Consider the following 17,802-nt stretch of genomic DNA (forward strand, 5'->3'; position numbering starts at 1 on the left):
GGCGCTGCCGACGCCCTCCGCAGGGTGGGCCAAAATCTCCCCACATTTTGCAGGCCCTTGTCGCAGATGAGTACACTGCGGGCACGAAGGGGAGTAGCTCCCATCCGCTGCCATCCAGCGGTTTTCAGCAAGTCGTCAATACGAAGCTTCGGCTTCCGGCTTGTTGGGCAAGGCACCATACCTTGCTGAGCAAGACCTTCGATTGGAGCCCACCGCGGGCTTGATCGAAGTGTGCTTGTGGTGTTTCCCACCCCATTCCCCCCAAGATCCAGAGCGCGGTGAGCGAAACATCGATCTCAAACTGGATATGCCATGGAATTTCTCTCTGCCTCCTGGTGGTCAGCGCTGCTGGCCATTGTGCTCATCGACCTGGTGCTCGCCGGCGACAACGCCATCGTGATTGCGCTGGCCGCGCGCAATTTGCCCGACCACCTCAAACGCAAGGCCATTGTCTGGGGCACCGTGGGTGCCATCGTCGTGCGCTCAGTCATGACCGTAGGCGTGGTCTGGCTGCTGAAAATCCCCGGCCTGATGCTGGTAGGTGGCCTTGGGTTGCTGTGGATTGCCTACCAGCTGCTGGCCGACCAGGGCGGCGGCGAGCATGACGGCCCAACGGCCACCACCTTCTGGGGCGCCATGAAGACCATCATCGTGGCCGACGCCCTGATGGGCATTGATAACGTGCTGGGCGTGGCGGGTGCGGCCCACGGCGCCTTCGATCTGGTCATCATTGGCCTGTTGATCAGCGTGCCCATTGTGGTGTTCGGCAGCACCGTGGTGCTGCGTTTGGTGGAGCGCTTCCCCATGATCATCCAGCTGGGCGCAGCGGTCCTGGCCTTCACGGCAGCCAAGATGGTGGTGGGCGAGGCGCTGCTGCACTCGGTGTTTGGCGGTGCGTCCGGCATCGACAGCACCCAAGCCGCTGCACGCTGGGCGGTGTATACCGTGGCGGTGGTCGGCGTGTTGGCGGCAGGCTGGTGGAGCCAGAAGCGCGCCCGGGCTGCAGTGGCGCACGGCGGCTGAGCGCGGCGTCTGGGCAGTAGCACAGGCGGGTGCTATGCTGTGCCACCATGAAATTACTCGTCAAATGGCTTCTGAGTGCAACTGCCTTGCTGGCGGTTGCGCACCTTTACAGCGGCGTGGAAGTCAAGAGTTTTACCTCTGCGCTGATCGCCGCATTTGTGATTGGTCTGCTCAACACTGTGGTGCGCCCCCTGCTGGTGGTGCTGACGCTCCCGTTCACGGTATTGACGCTGGGACTATTCCTGTTTGTCATCAATGCGCTGATGTTCTGGTCCGCCGCCGGCGTTCTGGACGGCTTCCATGTTCAGGGCTTTACCGCGGCGCTGATCGGGTCGCTGATTTACACGCTGCTGGGGCTGATCATCGAATCAGCGCTCGAGCGCCTGTTCCCGAAGTAACTGCTCTACCTGGCGCGTCCGGGTGTCCACAATCGAAGCCTCAAAGTGGTCGGCGCCTTGCGTGCCGCTGCGCGCGAGGTCCTGTGCGGCCTTCAAACGCGCCAAGGCAGCCGGGTAATCGAGCTGGGCAATATTGACCTCGGCCTCCGCGCGTATGGCTGCCAGCGTCTTGCCTTGCGCGGCGGAGGCGCTGGCCAAGGTCTGCCAAGCCAACGCGTCCAACGGGTGGTCCGCCAGCCAGGTTTGTAGCTGTTGGCCCGCCTGAGCCGCACGTCCTGCTTGCAGCTGCGCCTGTGCCAACAACAACAACTCCGCCCGACTGCCGGCCTGCATTTGGTCCCCAAGGGCTGTTTGTGCTTTCATGCCATCGCCTTTGGTTAGCGCCAATTCGGCCGCCAGCAAGCGTACCTGCCGCGCAGCTTGCGCATCGCCCTTTGTGGCACTGGCCAAGCGCGCCAACATGGTGTCTGCAAAGGCAAAGTCGCGCAGCTTGGTAGCGGCCAAGGTGGCGCCATACAGCGTGGTGGCTTGCTGCATCGGGCCTTGCCGCGCCAAGCGCGTCGGCTCCGCTTCTGCATACCAATTGCGCAGTGCATCAACGGCAGAATTGGACAGCACACGAGCGCGCGCGGCAATCAGCGCATGCTCCCACTGGGGCGCCGGCGCAGCTGCCGCATTGGCGGGTACACGTGCTTGCATGTCCGCCATGCGCTCCGTGGTCAGCGGGTGGCTGCGCAGGTAGGGGAAGCCGCCGGAATCGTTGAGGCGACTGGATTGCTGCAGTTTCTCGAACATGCTCACAAAACCCTGGGGCGCGAACCCGGCTTGGGATGCCACACCAAACCCGACACGATCCGCCTCACGCTCCATGTCGCGCGAGAAGTTGAGCTGGGTCTGGATTGCGGCCGCTTGCCCCCCCACGATCACCGCATTCGCCGCTCCGGGATTTTTGCTGGCAGCCAATGCGCCCAGAATCATGGCGCCGATCAGCCAGGGAGTTTGCTCACTCTGGCGCGAAATCAGACGGGCAATGTGCCGCTGTGTCACATGGCTGAGCTCGTGCGCCAGCACCGCCGCCAACTCATCCCGGCTGGTGACCACGCCCACCAACCCCAGGTGCAAACCCAGATAGGCCCCCGGCAGTGCAAAGGCGTTGACCGTGCGATCCTTGCCCAGCAGGATGGTCCAAGCGTACTGCTCGTCCAACTCCGGTGGCAATTCCCCGCGCGCCCGCGCTGCCGCCAAGAGCGGCTGCCAGATGCCCTGCACATACTCCATGATGATTGGATCATCAATGTAGTCTGGATCACGGTACAGCTCGCGGGCGATGCGATTGCCCAAGCGGCGCTCGGCGCTGGGGGTGATGGAGGCGGTGTCGCCTAGGTTCGGGAGAGTGCCACCCGTGCCCGGCACTGATTCTGGCTGGGCCGTGGTCGCCATCAAAATTGCTATGCAAACAATAGCAACTCTGGCATATTTTCCAATGGCTAGTGACACTTTTCTTTCAAAAGTTTCTAAAAAGAGTCTAAGGGCATCGTTGTCAACACTTGCGCGGTGACGGGGTCCAGAAACACAGTCCAAAACGATTTGCGCCCGACCAGCGGAAGGTAAACCACGTTTTCTGGCGTACGGTTCACTCCCTTCAACACGCTGGTAATCTCCGCTGCCTGTTGGACGAACCGAGAAAGCAGCTGGGTAGCGGGTTTGGCTACTTTGAGAATATCACTGGTGGCCTCTTCATATGGACGCCAGAGATCCGGACGCGAGCCCAGCGATACGCCTTGCAGGGCAGCCATGGTGGCATCCGTTTTTTCCTTGTCGTCTCTGAAAGGTCGCAATGCCAGCAGGGTGGGGCCGGTCACAGGTAGCGCAACGACCCCACTTGGAGTAAGCGGCAGTAACGTTTCGTCTACTTCAATGGCATGTACTACGCGAAATCGATCAATTTCGAAAACCAGATGCACTGGTCGTGCGACAAAGACGGTCCACAAACCGTAGCCCAACGCGGCCAGCTGAATCAAAACAACAATGGCCAAATCTCGACGGAGCTCAGTCCAGGGCTTGGTACAGTTAAAGACAGTTAGAGTAATCAGCGGCCCCAAGATGACATCAACGCAAACCACGATGAAAAACAACTCACGCCCGCCGGAGAGTTCACGGTAGGGATAGGGATACCAAATGCAGAAAACCATTAGCGCAGCGAACAATGCAATAGCCAAGCTAAGGCTTAAATGGATGGCACTTGCGCGAAGACGAGCAGTCAGAGACGGAGTTAGTAATGTCATGTCAATTGAGATGGAAACCGAAACAGTTTTTAAGGCACAGCGAGTCAGTGTTGCAAGAATTCAAGTATCAGTAATGAAAACAGTTATGCAAGTTGTTTCACTTCAGCAGTGGCCTGAGTTGAGGATACTTGGTGTTAGCCAGATCATTCCAATTCCCTTCAATAGCCTCATAGACTTTGTCCCCGTGCATTGCGCGCATGACTTTCAACTGACGGCTTGCCTCTATCGCATTACCATTCAACGCCAGCGATAAAGCATAGCGATTTTGTGTCGCTACCCATGGAAACCTCATTGCGGCTTTGCGCGATATTTCTATGCTTTCCTTGCTCATGCCCGTAGAGGGTACGAGGCGTGCCGCCTCCAACAAAACGCCCAACTGGGTAAGCAACACGACACGCGGACGTGCATAGTCATTCGGTGTATGCCCAACGCGCAACGCCTCCAAACGAGCCACACGAAAATCTTCCTCGATGGGAACATATTCAATAACACTCCATGCCGCGAAGAAGAAAAACAACGCCATCCCGCATGCGGCGCCCCAAAACGGCACCTGCACTGAATGGGTCGGAGCCAACTCGTCTTCCAGTGCCCCTGCCGCCAGCAATGCCGGCAACAGCAAATAGGCGTAGGCAAATGGAAATTCCAGCATCGAATGAACAGCAAGTGGCGCAATCAGGGCTAGGCCGTACCAAGCAGAGAGACTAACCGTACCGCGTGTCCTTCTATATAGCCATACCGAGACTGCAACCGCCAACAACACTGTCAACGGTACGCCCATGCCAATGGCAAGATCCAGAACAATGTTGTGTGCATAGCTAAATGCTTCGCCAGAGGTATAGGCATGCAACACCGCATTGTGTGCCGTGGACACTTCGCGCAACCCCCAACCCCAAAAGGGCCGCTGAAGAACCGCCTCTATCAACTGGGGCCAAACCACCAGCCGAGTTCCCGCTGACGCATTGAGAGTTCCTAAATATTCATCGGTGCTCCACCCGCCGGCTTGCACGCCACCAATGAACAAAGGCCAAGCCCACAGCAACACGCCAAGCCAGATGCCAGCCAGAAGAATCGAGGTGCGCTTTGTTCGCATCCCAATCTTACGCGTGCCAACCATCATCCAAAAGGCGATTAAAAGGAAACTCAATGCGCCCGTACGGGACTCCGTCAATGCCACGCCCAACAGGAGCAATGCCAGCAAACAGTGAAAGAAGACTACAGAAAGTTTGCGCGACTCAAACAAAAAAACCAAACTGGCCAGGCCCATCAGAAGCAATGTGGCCAGATGGTTGGGCTGCCCAAGATTCGCTCCGGGGCGCCGGAAAGTAGTGACACCCGCTGTCCAACTCAAATCGCTCCAGACACCCAGCGCCTGGGTTAACGCAATACCTGTTGAAATTAAAGCAACAACCAACAACACCCATGGCAAATGCGCCCATGCCTTTTTGAGCCTACCAATGGAGATGGCTGCAACGCAAAACCCCATATACAAAAGCAAGACAAAGGCATCACCCCAAAAAACGATGGTGCCGATCACAAATTGAATTATTGCGATCACTGCCAGAAAGAGCCAAACAGCCGCGATTCGAGGTATTTGAACATTCCTGCGCTCGGTATCTGAAACCAGCGCGTCAAGGCAAAATGCAAACAAAGCGAGAAACGCCAACACCTCGCTATGCCAACTCACCCACGGCAGTAGGTGCATGGGCTGCAGAAAAGCAGATGCCAAAAAAAACAAGCCCACCAAGTTCCACATCGCTTTCATCCATAAAAAAACGCCCCGATTGGGGCGTTTTTATTAACCACAATTCAAATTATTGGATGCGGCATGAGCCTGGCAAGAATTTCAGCGCGGTAGGAGTGGTTGCACCTGGGCCACACAGCCAAGTCGCAATAGTTCCACCAACTGTGGGAATGGTACAAGTAGCGAATGTTGTAGCGTTGTTTGCACAGGCCATCAGGCGAACCTCTCCACCTGGAGTAAAAGTACCAGGGGTGGCTTCGACGTTATTCACGTTGCGCGACGTGACTGTAACCGTGACAGACGGATCGCCCTGACCAGTGGTCACAATGCCGTTTACATACTTGGAGTTCGTTGTATTGCCTACAGAAGCTTCACATCCCCAACCATTTGCGGCAGGAAATGAGCCGGATGCGGATTGAACAATTTCAGTGATCGAGGTGCGGCAACCAGATGCCGCCAGAATCACTTCCGTCATCTTGGCACGTACTGTGTAGTCTTGATACGCTGGCAGGGCCACGGCAGCCAAGATACCGATGATCGCAACCACGATCATCAATTCGATCAGGGTAAAACCCTTTTGCAAAGTGCGTTTCATACGGAACTCCAAAAAAATGATTAGGTGGTTATGTCAGCAGACTTCATGCCAGCCTTTTCTCAGCTTCAAATTGCCTGAAAAGTACGTTTAAGTTTGTTCTCTAAGCTTTGGAGCATCAATTTGTGACACACCGGCTCAGCGAGTGACATAAATGTCACCCGTTGGCTACTTAATACAAACCTGCCGAACCATCTTTAAATCCGTCAACCCCATCATGATCTTCTCCATGCCATCCATCTTGAGGGTGCGCATGCCTCCCTCCACAGCGGCAGAGAACAGCTCCGCCACCCGCGACCGCTCCTGAATGAGCTTCTTCACGGCATCATCTGCGACCATCAGTTCATGCAAGCCCACACGGCCTTTGTACCCCGTCTTATTGCACTTGTCGCATCCCACGGCTTTATAGAACTTGAGCTGTCCGCCCTCTCCATAGGCCTGCATCCATTTATCGACCATTTTCTTGCTCTCGCCCGCATAGTCTTGCTTCCAGCTTTGTGTATGCCGCAACTCTTCAGCGTATTCGGCAGCGAAAAGACGCAGTTCTTCGGCATCGGGTACATATGCGACCTTGCAATCGCATAACTTCTTGGCCAAGCGCTGCGCCAAGATACCCAGCAGCGCATCGGCAAAATTAAATGGGTCCATACCCATGTCCAACAAGCGCGTTATGGATTCGGGCGCAGAGTTGGTGTGTAGCGTCGAGAACACCATGTGGCCGGTAAGCGATGCCTCCACCCCCATGGATACCGTTTCCTTGTCACGCGACTCCCCCACCATGATGATGTCCGGATCAGCTCGCAAAAAGGCTCGCATGACCAATGCGAAGTCAATTCCCGCTTTTTTGTTGATCTGAACCTGCCGCAACCCCTTTTGGGTGATTTCCACCGGGTCCTCGGCAGTCCAAATTTTAGTGTCTGGTGTGTTCAGAAACTTCAGGATGGAATGCAACGTGGTGGTTTTGCCAGAGCCCGTGGGTCCACACACATAGAACAAGCCGTACGGCTTGCTAACTGTGGCTTCCAGTCGCGCCTTGTTATGCGGAGTAAGGCCCAATTTCTCCAAAGGAATTGGCTCACCCGCAGCCAGAATCCGCATGACCACGTCCTCCACTCCGCCCGCGGAGGGGATGGTTGCTACGCGCAACTCAATGTCCAATGGCCCGTACTTCTTGAACTTGATCTTGCCATCCTGCGGCTTGCGACGCTCCGAGATATCAAGGTCACACATGATTTTCAGGCGAGTCACCATGGCCTGTCTGAAATGTGCCGGCACTTCCACATAGGGAACCAAGCTTCCATCAATGCGAAAACGTATGCCGGTCTTGAACTTGCCCGGCATGGGCTCGATATGGATATCCGACACCTTTTGGTTATAAGCGTCGATGATGACCTTGTTGACGAATTTCACCAATTCGTTGTCTGCTGCTGCCGACTCCAAGGACTCATCATTGCTCCCATCGTCCATGGGAGCGCCGTCCATATCCGCGAGCAACTGATCAATCGTTCCACTGTCTGACGCTGCACCAAACAGTTGTGCGAGCGTCTCACGAAACTCAACCAGCGTTGTCACCCTGTAGGCAAACTTGGTAATGCGTGGAAACACTTGCGGCACAACCCGTGAGCCTTTGACCGCCTCCGGGTCCACACACATGATGACTAAACCATCCGGAGACTCTTCCAGCGGCATCCATTCCTGCTCTTCAATGAACTCGCGCTTCAATGCGCCTTGCAGCATCTCCGATCGGATGCGCCCGGGATTGAAGGGCTCATAGGGAACACCAAAGAACTTGGCAAGCGCGCTACCCAGTTGCGCTGGCTTGATGCTGTAGTCAGTCATCAACCGGTGTTCCACTGACTGCCCCTCTTGGCGAGCATCTTGCACACACTGGGCAAGTTCTTGCTCCGTCAAAATGCCGTCCGAAATAAGACCGTCATATTTGGTGCTCTTGCGCTGTACACCACCTTCGGCACCTTTGACCCGCTGGCGAATTGCCGTGGCCAATGTTTTGCACAACTCCGTAACACCATCCACTTCGAGCTCACCAAAAGGCTCGTCACTTTTGTTGTTGATGACTTGCAAAACTCCATGCAAGGTTCCGCCATCCATGATGGGCGCCACCAGCATCTGTTTCGTGCGGTACCCTGAGCGCTTGTCGACTTCTTTCAGAAATGTCAAGGATGGGTGGATCCGTTTGAGTGCATCCTCGTCATACACATCCGGCAAATTCAGGGCCGTCCGGCTGTAGGCGGCGTAGCCCGCAAGGCTCTGCGGAGAGATCGGCAACTTCAAGTCCCGACTGCTGTTCAGGCCCGTTTTGATCTTCGAAACGATCGCGGTCTGGTCTTCGGTCACCGCATACAAGGTCAATCGATCAGCATTGAGCAGTTTGCAGATTTCCTGGCTGGTATCCAGCATGATCTGCTCCAGCTGCTCCGTATCGTGGATGCGCGCGGTGACCTGGTGCAACTGGCGGTAAAAGAGCGCCTCAAAGGTCATGCCTCTCTTCTTGGAGGGTAGCTTTTGCGACTCGAAGAATGCCTGCTCGGAAGATCTTTCCGCACCGCCAGGCTGAATAACCACGCTCATATCTCAAACTCCTGCCCCGCACGCAACCACCGAATATCATGGGTGACATCCGGGCCAAAAGGCAACGTTTGATCGAACCGCTGTATTTCAGCCATGATCAATTCAGTTTCTGCCGGTTTGGTGTGGGTGATGTAAATGGGGAAACTCTTGCCCTTGCGAATGCAGTCCAGTTCCTTCGCCAAAGCACTGGGCGACAAATGCAGACTCTTGCGGGCCAATTCTTTTTCGCGATTGCTGAACGCCGTTTCAATAACCAACATGGCAACATCCAGCTGGTTGATTCGGGTCCACAAGGCAGGATTGCGTTCTGTATCACCGGTAAAGACCCAATGCCCGGCCCCTGCAGAGACTGCAAATCCGACCGCTGGCACGGTATGCACCGCTGGCAATACCTCGATACAGCTCCCGGCCAACTCTAAAACCTGCCCCACCTGAATTTCCACAAACCGGACAAATGGCGCTTGCACGGTAGGGATACGCGAAAAGTCGGGCCATATAACATCGTTAAAGATATGCGCTTTCAGCGCTGCAATGGTGCCCGGCAGCGCATATATGGCGATCGGCGATTGCCGTTGCGACGCCACCGCATCCACCATCAGCGGCAAGGCTGCGATGTGGTCCAAATGCGAATGGGTCAGAAACACGTGATCAACCTGCCCCATTTCGTCCAGCGTCAGATCGCCCACACCAGTGCCCGCATCCACCAAGATTTGGCGGCCCACAAGGAATGAAGTGGTTCGGCACTCTTGGGCAATGGCACCCGAGCAGCCCAGTACGCGTACTTTCACAAACGAGGCCCTATTTGGTTTCGAAGTTGGTGGCGCCATCCCATTCTGGATCGAATGGCAGCAACCGCATAGAGGCTACCCGCTCAGAGTACAACTGGTAAAGGTATTTTTTGGCATTCATGCGCATCAAATTGATGAGCAGTACATCCGCCTGATCCCAACTTTGCGCCCTGTAGGCCTTCAGAAATTGGGCCCAAGTTTTGACTTCATCTGCGACCTCAGGACTCACTCTCGCCAGTGGCGCCAAAGGCCAGAAAATCGCAACGGCCTGTTCCTTGCCCTTGACCCGGACCCGATCCAACTCCTGCCAGGCAAAATCGGGCGCCAATTTGCGGGTGGCTTCGCTCACCACAATGTCCACTCCATACGCCTTGGACAACCCCTCCAACCGGGAACCCAGATTGACCGCATCGCCGATAACGGTGTAACTGCGTCGGATATTGGACCCCATATCGCCAACACACATGGTGCCGGTATTCAAACCAATCCCGATGCCAATTTCGGGCAGGCCCTTGGCGCGGTGTTCCAGATTGATCTCCCGAATGGCATTGGCCATTTCCATAGACGATTTGACCGCCAAATGGGCGTGCTCAGCGGTTTCCACCGGGGCTCCCCAGAACGCCATCACGCAATCGCCCATGTATTTGTCAATCGTTCCCCGGTTCGCACGAATCAAGCTCGTCAACCTGCTGAACACCCCCGTAAGCAACTCCTGCAGCTGGGTGGGCTCCATGCGCTCCGACATCTTGGTGAAGCCGCGCATATCGCAGAACATCACGGTCAACTCGCGATTCGTAGCCTTCATGCTGTAGCTGTCGGGATCCTTCACCATTTCATCCACTAACTCTGGTGGAACATAGGTGCCAAACAGATTGGCCAATTCACGCTTGGAGCGGCTCTCCACAAAATAGCCGTAGCTCATGTTGAGACCAAAGGCAGTGATGGCCATGGTGAGCGCAGAAGCCAGGGGCAAAACCAAACCATAAGACAGGTAAAGCCAAAGGTTGGTAAGTACCAGCACGCTCACCACCGCGACACTCAACAGGACTGCGCGTGGCGCGGACAACATGGGCAGGCCGATCGCCAGCAGCAGTCCGGCCAAGGTGAGGATCACTACCTCGTAGCCCACCGCATAGTCCGGCTTCACCAGCACGCTGCCATCCAACAATGCAGAAATGATGTTGGCATGGGTTTCCACCCCAGGGTAGGTCTCCCCCACTGGAGTGACACGCAGGTCCAACAAACCCGGAGCGGTGGTGCCCAACAAAATGATTTTGTCTTTCAGGCTGTGAGGCGGCAATTTTTTAGCCAGCACGTCAGATGCAGACACATACCGGAAGGAGCCACCCTGCACACCACCCCGTCCCCGGTACGGGACCAGCGTGGCCACGCGTTCATCGACGGGAATGGCGAGCGCCTTTTCTCCCTGCTTCAGCAGTACCCGGTCCATACCCTGGTAGCTGCGGGCCAGGAATTTCTCGTTGGAGAACCCAGGCGCCACCTTGGGCATGCCGGCAATGGCGCGAAACATCGCCAAAGAAATGGACTCGTAATACTGCCCTTTGTATTCGGCCAAAAGAGGCAAGGAGCGAACCACCCCATCACCATCGGTAATTGAGTTGAAGAAGCCTGCCAATGGCGCAGCCTTGGCCAACTGGTCAATATTGGATCCAAAACCGTTCCAGGAAGTAGCCTTGATGGGACGCCCCTGCAATACGTCAGGCGTCAATACCGGGGCTGGCAACGTCCCATTGGAACGTCCCTCACCATCGCTCGTCAGGTAGTACCCCATGACCACCGGACGGTTAGCTATAGCGCGTGCAAAGGCCGCATCAAAATCCAGTTCAGGCTGCAGCTGACGCAAGCGGTCAGAAAACCCGGCTTGGTCGCGGAATTCATTTCGAGCCAATTCATTGAGTCGCGCAAGGCCAGAGCTTTCGTCCGCCTCGGCAAAAACCACATCGAACCCAATAAGCGCAATCTGCTGTTCATCAAACAGGATAGTGATCAGTTGGGCCAGCTTGTTTCTGCCCCAAGGCCAGCGCCCGACCTCTGCCAAGCTTTTCTCGTCAATGTTGACGATAACGATCCGGTCATCCTGCGTGTTGGGCATCGTAGCCCGCAGGCGTGCGTCATAAATGATGTCATCCAAGCGCTGCAGCACACCGATGCGAACCGCTCCGACCGCATGCAGCAGCGCCAAGATCACGGGGACTAAAGTCACCGCGATACGGGGCCAGTGCCTGGTCAGTGACTGCATTTCAAACCAGGCTGAATTCCCATCTGCATGTAGTCAGGCCAGACTGTAGCTGGCTCAGGTCTGGACGAATTGCATTTGGGTGCCCGCCAACTCCACCAAGTCGCCATTTTTCAGCGAAATGGGATCAGAACCGATGGGAGATCCATTCAAAGTGGGGTTGCCGGCCCCTTCCACATGGTGAACCACGTAGCCATGTTGCCGGCGTGTGATGGCGGCCACGGCAACGCCAGGCTTACCAATGGTAGTCACCACCTTGGTCAGGGGCACTTCGCGTCCGGAGGCAGCACCAGACAGAACCTTGATTGCGGCGTGGAACGCACCGATGCCCGTGGAATCGCCCGCAGACGTGGGGTAACCAGACGCAGGAGCCGCTTGCGGTGTCACGGATGGACGTGCACGCACCACCATGGTTTTGTCAAAGTTGTCGGCAACACCGTCACCGACGAACTTGATTTTGTACTTGCCAATCTCTATACCGTCACCATTTTGCAACTGCTGCTTTTTCACAGCCTTGCCATTCACATAAGTGCCGTTAGTGCTATTGAGGTCTTCCAGAAAAACTTCACTTCCAGTCATTTGGAGCACCGCATGCTCACCACTGACCGCCAAGTTGTCTATGACGATGTCGTTGTAAGGCCGGCGTCCCAATGTCGTGCGCTCTTTAGTCAGCTGAACTTCCTTGATCACGACCTCATCGATCGAAACGATCATTTTCGGCATGATCGACTCCTTTTCCTGTAATTGGTTTTTGGAAAACGTAACAACTCTACTTCCCTAGCAGCCGGGCAATTAATCCACGTTTTTCTGCTGCCTCACTCGCAGAGACTATCAGCACGGAGATATTGTCCCGCCCACCATTGTCGTTGGCCGCATCGATCAATAAGCCCGCCTTTTGATCCAGACTGGAGTCGCCAGTGGCAATTCTAGCGATTAGTTCATCATCAACCATATCGGACAAACCGTCGGAACACATCAAGTACAGGTCCCCGGGCTCAACCACGTGCTCATTGACGTCCAACATAACGACCTCTTCTACCCCCAAAGCCCGCGTCACCAGATTTTTGATAGACGAGGTCGCGGCTTGCTCCTGTGTGATTAGGCCCGCATCAATTTGCTCTTGCAGCAGGGAATGGTCTTTGGTGATCTGGGTCAACTGCCCTTCACGCAACCGGTAGCAACGGGAGTCCCCGATATGTCCGAGCAGCAGCCGGTCATCACGAAAAACCCCAACTACCAAGGTAGTCCCCATGCCGGAGTACGCTGCATTGGAATTGGCGGAATTGAAGATTGCGAGATTGGCGTTGTCCACGCAAATCTCCATGGCTCGGCGCACCTCTTTGGATTGCGCAGTGGCACCGGCCTCCAGCAACCAGCGGCTTAATTCGGATTTGATAAACGCGGTCGCCATGCCGCTGGCAATCTCCCCCGCGTTGTACCCTCCCATACCATCGGCGAGAACCGCTACCCTGGCAGCCTCTTCAAAAGCGACCGAGTCTTCGTTGTTGTCGCGAGCACGGCCTGGGTCAGTTTGCGCACAAAAGTGGTACATCATTGTTGTTTTTAAATCTGAATATCCGTATCGCCACCCGCGGCGGCCGGCCCGGATGCGCCCTTTGCAGGCTGCGCAACCGTCTGGTCGAAATGAGGCTGAGTCATCGCGCTACCTGCGACAAACGCCTGCGTTTTTTCTTCGGCACCTGCTCCAACCGCTCCTGCCGGACGTGCCATGTTTGCGTTGGTGGGATCCAGCCCCGCTATCACTTCGCGTAAATCAGTTGCAAACTGATCTCCGTCTTGGTAACGCAGCTCAGGGCGCTTGCTCAGAGCCAAGGTCACCACATTGGCCAACGCTACCGGCAAATCAGGACGTACAACACGAATATCGGGCGCCTCTTCGTTCGCTATCTTGAACATCAGTTCGGCCATGGAGTCGCCACGGAAAGGCAGCACACCGGTCAACAACTGGAACAGCATGACACCGAGCGAGTACAAATCGGAACGACCATCCACTTTCTTACCCGCCAACTGCTCTGGAGACATGAAACTAGGCGTGCCTAGAACCAGCCCCGTTTTAGTCTTGCTGGAATCCGTAATCCGAGCAATTCCGAAATCGGTGACTTTGACCGTGTCGGTCTCGCGCTCGTACATGATGTTGGCGGGCTTGATATCACGGTGCACCACCGATTGCTTGTGCGCATAGGCTAGCGCCTCGGCAACTCTGGCCACCAGACTCAGCACCAATGGCACAGGCAACAGGTTGTCGCCCTTGCAAAACTCGACCAAGTCCCGCCCTTTGAGGAACTCCATGGCGATATAGGCCAGATCATGTTCCTCGCCCGCATCAAAAATAGTCACAATATTTTGGTGCTGCAGACGGCCAGCGGTCTCGGCTTCGCGGAAGAAACGTTCGCGGGCGTCCGTGAGTTCTTCACCAGCAAACTCCTGGCTTAGCGCCATGGTTTTAATCGCCACTACGCGGCCAATCTTGGGATCCTTGCCCAAATAGACCACCCCCATGGCGCCTTTGCCCAACTCTTTTTCCACCTGGTAGCGACCCAGCATGGGCTTCTCAACCGCCCCACCATCCAGCAACATGGTGCCGCCAGGGTGACCGCCCCCACCTCCCAAAATCACGGTTTCCGAGAGGTTTTTGGCACGACTCAACTTGGTCTGAATATCCTTGTAGTTTTTATCAAACGTCGCCATGTGCTCATAGACAGACTCCGCCTTGTTGAACTGCCGCTTGCGCTCAAAGTCCAGGGCCAGGCTGTACAAATTGCCCATCACGGCCTCAGCGAGGGGTACACGGCGGAAACGGTCAAATGCCATGTCCAACTGCCCCTGGCCTTGCAGAGCCAAACCCATCATGCGATTGGTTTCCGCAGACTCCTCATCGGCCTTGACCTTGCCAGCCTCCGTGATTAGGAAACGCTTGGTCGTCAATGCCAGATGCCCCAAGACCAGCACAGTAGCGGGAAACACCAACTTCAACCAGGTTGCAGCAGCCGATAGCAGGCCAAACTCCAAGATCAGCAGTGCTGCAAACAACCCCAAAGTGACCCCGGCAGAGGTGGCGGCCGACAGCCGTGGCAGGCCCGCGACAACATAGGCCACGACCACCAGAAAAGCCAGGAGACTAACCCAAACACCCCAGCTTGGCTGCACGATGAAGTGCTCACTCAGAATACTGGACGTAATGTGGGCGATAGTCTCCGCCGGAGACAGGGCTGCATTGCCAGGCACCGGGAATTGCACACCCACGCCTGCAGCAGTGGCCCCAATGATGACAATCTTGTCAGCATACTTGCTGGCAGGGATTTTTCCCGTCAGCACATCGTAAAAAGAATCCACCGCAAAGGCGGGCTTGCCATCGCGACCCTTGTAGAACTGGGGCAGCATCAAAGCTGCCTCATCCGTTTTGACCTTCAATTTGCCAATCTGGACCGAATCACCAGGGTTGAGTTTGACATCCGCGGGCGAAAGATTCAGGCTCTTGAAGGCTGCTAGCAACGCCATCGAAGGAACGGCTTTGCCGTAATAATTCACCAACAAGGGCTCCAGCCGCACCGCGCCATCCACATCTGGAAACTGGTTCAAGTGCCCGATTCCGGCTGCCGCATTGCCAATACTCTCAATGGGCTGCTGGCCACGAACGGCAGGAATGGAAAACCCATTGGCATCGTCCAATGCACTTTTCAGCGCGTACGCGGGAAGCGGATTGTCTGGCTTGCCTTGAGGCTCGCCCAAAGTGAATACCGATGGAATGAGCACATTGCCGGCGTTCTGCAGGCTGGCTGTCAATTTAGCGTCGGTATCGAGTGCAGTTTCCGCCTCTGCAATCAGCTTCACCACAGATTCATTGGGTGCGGCACCATCCACCGGCGCCTCCAGGGCAGCCTTCATCTTGCGGATAAAGCCCAAGCCAGGATCCACCTGCGGTTCAAAAAAGAACGCGGTGTGCACGACAGTTTTGGCCTTGGCTGCCGCCAGCGTATCGATGAGCTTGGCATGGATATCTCGAGGCCAAGGCCACCGGCCCAGATTGGCAATACTCTGGTCATCGATGGCAATGACAGCGATGCGGTCGGAAGGCTGCCGGGAAGTACTGGTACTTGCGAAATCGTAAAAACGCCGCTCCAGCGTCCCTATGAAGTCGGTAGAGAGGTGCAACACCACAGCCACGACCACAATGGCCAAACCAGCAAGCCAGTCAGCCCGCCAGAATGATTGCGTCTTTGAAGAAGATTTCGCCAATTGTTACCCCCGCACCATGCCTTATCGGCGCACATCGATCTGCCCACAGCCCACCCCGCCCCACGGTGGAGGAGTCAAGATGAGGACGTTAGCAGACGATACGGCAGCCGACAAGGGACTTCTGCACGGGACTTCCCGCTTTTGCGACAAGTGGAGGTCATTGGCGACAGGCGGAATCCCGTCTTAGGTTGTGGAAGGGGCCTTACGCCTCTCCAGCACCATGCCCAGCCCCAGCACCAACGCGGCACCCAGGACCGCCGCCGCGTAGTGCACCCAGCCATGGGTGACCATCCAGCCACTGAACACACCGTCGCTGGCAATGGTTTCACCGCCAACCCAACCAATAAGCGCAGCGCCCAGCGTCACGATCACCGGAAAGCGCTCCATCAAGCGAATCATCAGGGTACTGCCGAAAATGACCAGCGGAATACTGATGGCAAGCCCCAGGATCAGCAACAACATACTGCCCTTGGCTGCTGCGGCCACCGCGATCACGTTGTCCAGGCTCATCACCAAGTCAGCAATCAGGATGGTCCTCACGGCAGCCAGCATGCTGCCAGTGTTCTTCCCATGGCCTTCTTCGGCATCGTCGTCGCTCAGCAATTGCACGCCGATCCACAACAACAACAGGCCTCCGATCACCTGCAAAAACGAGATCTCCAGCAGCTTGGCTGCTACTACGGTCAAAGCAATCCGCAGCACCACCGCAGCGCCAGAGCCTAAAAGTACCGCTTTTCTTTGCTGCTCGGGCGGTAGGGAACGTGCCGCAAGGGCAATCACAACGGCGTTGTCCCCAGACAAAATGATGTTGATCCAGACGATCTTGACCAGACCAATCCAGAAGTCAGCGCTCTGAAGAATTTCCATGATTGGCCCCCGCAGTACAAATGAAAAAGTGCCCAAACACAAGGTATGGGCACTTTACTTCGAGAGGCAATCCTCTCGCTTCAGCTATTGAGCCAACGCTGGATTTACAGCATGGCCTTCAGCAGCTTCGCCATTTCAGACGGATTGCGTGTGACTTTGAAGCCGCATTCTTCCATCACGGCCAGCTTGGCGTCGGCGGTGTCTGCACCACCAGAAATCAACGCACCGGCGTGGCCCATGCGTTTTCCGGGAGGCGCGGTCACGCCAGCGATGAAGCCAACAATCGGCTTCTTCATGTTCAGCTTGCACCAGCGGGCGGCTTCGGCTTCATCGGGTCCGCCGATTTCGCCGATCATGATGACTGCGTCAGTATCAGGATCATCGTTGAAAGCCTTCATCACGTCGATGTGCTTCAGGCCGTTAATGGGGTCGCCACCAATGCCCACGGCGGATGACTGACCCAGACCGATTTCAGTCAGTTGCGCGACGGCTTCATAGGTCAGCGTACCGGAACGGGACACCACGCCGATGCGGCCCTTGCGGTGGATGTGCCCGGGCATGATGCCGATCTTGATTTCGTCGGGGGTGATCAGGCCGGGGCAGTTGGGGCCCAGCAGCAGCGTCTTCTTGCCGCCGGCGGCTTCCTTGGCCTTCATCTTGTTGCGCACTTCCAGCATGTCGCGCACGGGAATGCCTTCGGTGATGCAGATGGCCAAGTCCAGATCGGCTTCCACGGCTTCCCAGATGGCAGCGGCGGCGCCCGCAGGCGGCACGTAAATCACGGACACGGTGGCACCAGTGTCGCTGGCCGCTTCCTTGACGGAGGCGTAGATCGGGATGTTGAAGATGGACTCGCCCGCCTTCTTGGGGTTCACGCCGGCCACAAAGGCATTTTTGCCGTTTGCGTATTCCTGGCACTTTTCCGTGTGAAACTGGCCTGTCTTGCCGGTAATGCCTTGGGTAATGACCTTGGTGTCTTTATTGATAAAGATCGACATGATGTTT

Annotated in this window: 14 protein-coding genes; 2 read left to right on the plus strand and 12 right to left on the minus strand. The window is 56.1% G+C overall.

Annotation, left to right across the window (positions count from 1 at the left end):
- Positions 1-312: 312 nt before the first annotated feature.
- Positions 313-1,023 carry a TerC family protein gene (locus AC07OE_RS15210; protein ID WP_495071420.1) on the plus strand — a complete coding sequence of 237 codons (711 nt, stop codon included), beginning with the start codon at positions 313-315 and terminating at the stop codon, positions 1,021-1,023.
- 47 nt (positions 1,024-1,070) lie between these two features.
- A complete protein-coding gene (locus AC07OE_RS15215) occupies positions 1,071-1,421 on the plus strand; it encodes a phage holin family protein (RefSeq protein WP_495071421.1) in 351 nt (116 codons plus the stop codon).
- Here AC07OE_RS15215 and AC07OE_RS15220 read toward each other — a convergent pair.
- From AC07OE_RS15220 to sucD, 12 genes are all read right to left on the minus strand, one after another.
- On the minus strand, positions 1,392-2,861 hold the full coding sequence (locus tag AC07OE_RS15220) for a M48 family metalloprotease (RefSeq protein ID WP_495071422.1): 1,470 nt from the start codon (positions 2,859-2,861) through the stop codon (positions 1,392-1,394). The genes AC07OE_RS15215 and AC07OE_RS15220 overlap by 30 nt on opposite strands.
- 74 nt (positions 2,862-2,935) lie before the next feature.
- A complete protein-coding gene (gene tfpZ, locus AC07OE_RS15225) occupies positions 2,936-3,706 on the minus strand; it encodes a TfpX/TfpZ family type IV pilin accessory protein (protein WP_495071423.1) in 771 nt (256 codons plus the stop codon).
- Positions 3,707-3,803: 97 nt separating this feature from the next.
- Complete coding sequence (locus tag AC07OE_RS15230) at positions 3,804-5,459, minus strand: PglL family O-oligosaccharyltransferase (RefSeq protein WP_495071424.1); 1,656 nt, start codon at positions 5,457-5,459, stop codon at positions 3,804-3,806.
- A 58-nt stretch (positions 5,460-5,517) separates the two neighbouring features.
- A complete protein-coding gene (locus AC07OE_RS15235; protein ID WP_495071425.1) occupies positions 5,518-6,042 on the minus strand; it encodes a pilin in 525 nt (174 codons plus the stop codon).
- Between the two features lie 165 nt (positions 6,043-6,207).
- A complete protein-coding gene (locus AC07OE_RS15240; protein ID WP_495071426.1) occupies positions 6,208-8,628 on the minus strand; it encodes a GspE/PulE family protein in 2,421 nt (806 codons plus the stop codon).
- Positions 8,625-9,416, minus strand: coding sequence for a 3',5'-cyclic-nucleotide phosphodiesterase (locus tag AC07OE_RS15245; RefSeq protein WP_495071427.1), 792 nt, complete (start codon positions 9,414-9,416; stop codon positions 8,625-8,627). Before AC07OE_RS15245 ends, AC07OE_RS15240 begins: the two co-directional genes overlap by 4 nt.
- A gap of 10 nt (positions 9,417-9,426) precedes the next feature.
- The gene (locus tag AC07OE_RS15250; RefSeq protein ID WP_495071428.1) at positions 9,427-11,676 is read right to left on the minus strand and encodes a CHASE2 domain-containing protein; all 2,250 of its coding nucleotides are present in this window, start codon (positions 11,674-11,676) and stop codon (positions 9,427-9,429) included.
- 54 nt (positions 11,677-11,730) lie between these two features.
- Positions 11,731-12,396, minus strand: coding sequence for an FHA domain-containing protein (locus AC07OE_RS15255; RefSeq protein WP_495071429.1), 666 nt, complete (start codon positions 12,394-12,396; stop codon positions 11,731-11,733).
- A 46-nt stretch (positions 12,397-12,442) separates the two neighbouring features.
- Positions 12,443-13,228, minus strand: a complete 786-nt coding sequence (locus tag AC07OE_RS15260; RefSeq protein WP_495071430.1) for a Stp1/IreP family PP2C-type Ser/Thr phosphatase — start codon at positions 13,226-13,228, stop codon at positions 12,443-12,445.
- 8 nt (positions 13,229-13,236) lie between these two features.
- Positions 13,237-15,864, minus strand: a complete 2,628-nt coding sequence (locus tag AC07OE_RS15265; protein WP_495071596.1) for a CHASE2 domain-containing serine/threonine-protein kinase — start codon at positions 15,862-15,864, stop codon at positions 13,237-13,239.
- A 249-nt stretch (positions 15,865-16,113) separates the two neighbouring features.
- The gene (locus AC07OE_RS15270) at positions 16,114-16,797 is read right to left on the minus strand and encodes a TerC family protein (RefSeq protein ID WP_495071431.1); all 684 of its coding nucleotides are present in this window, start codon (positions 16,795-16,797) and stop codon (positions 16,114-16,116) included.
- A gap of 104 nt (positions 16,798-16,901) precedes the next feature.
- A complete protein-coding gene (gene sucD / locus AC07OE_RS15275) occupies positions 16,902-17,795 on the minus strand; it encodes a succinate--CoA ligase subunit alpha (RefSeq protein ID WP_495071432.1) in 894 nt (297 codons plus the stop codon).
- Positions 17,796-17,802: the final 7 nt, after the last annotated feature.

The sequence above is a fragment of the Rhodoferax sp. GW821-FHT09E07 genome, assembly GCF_059416145.1.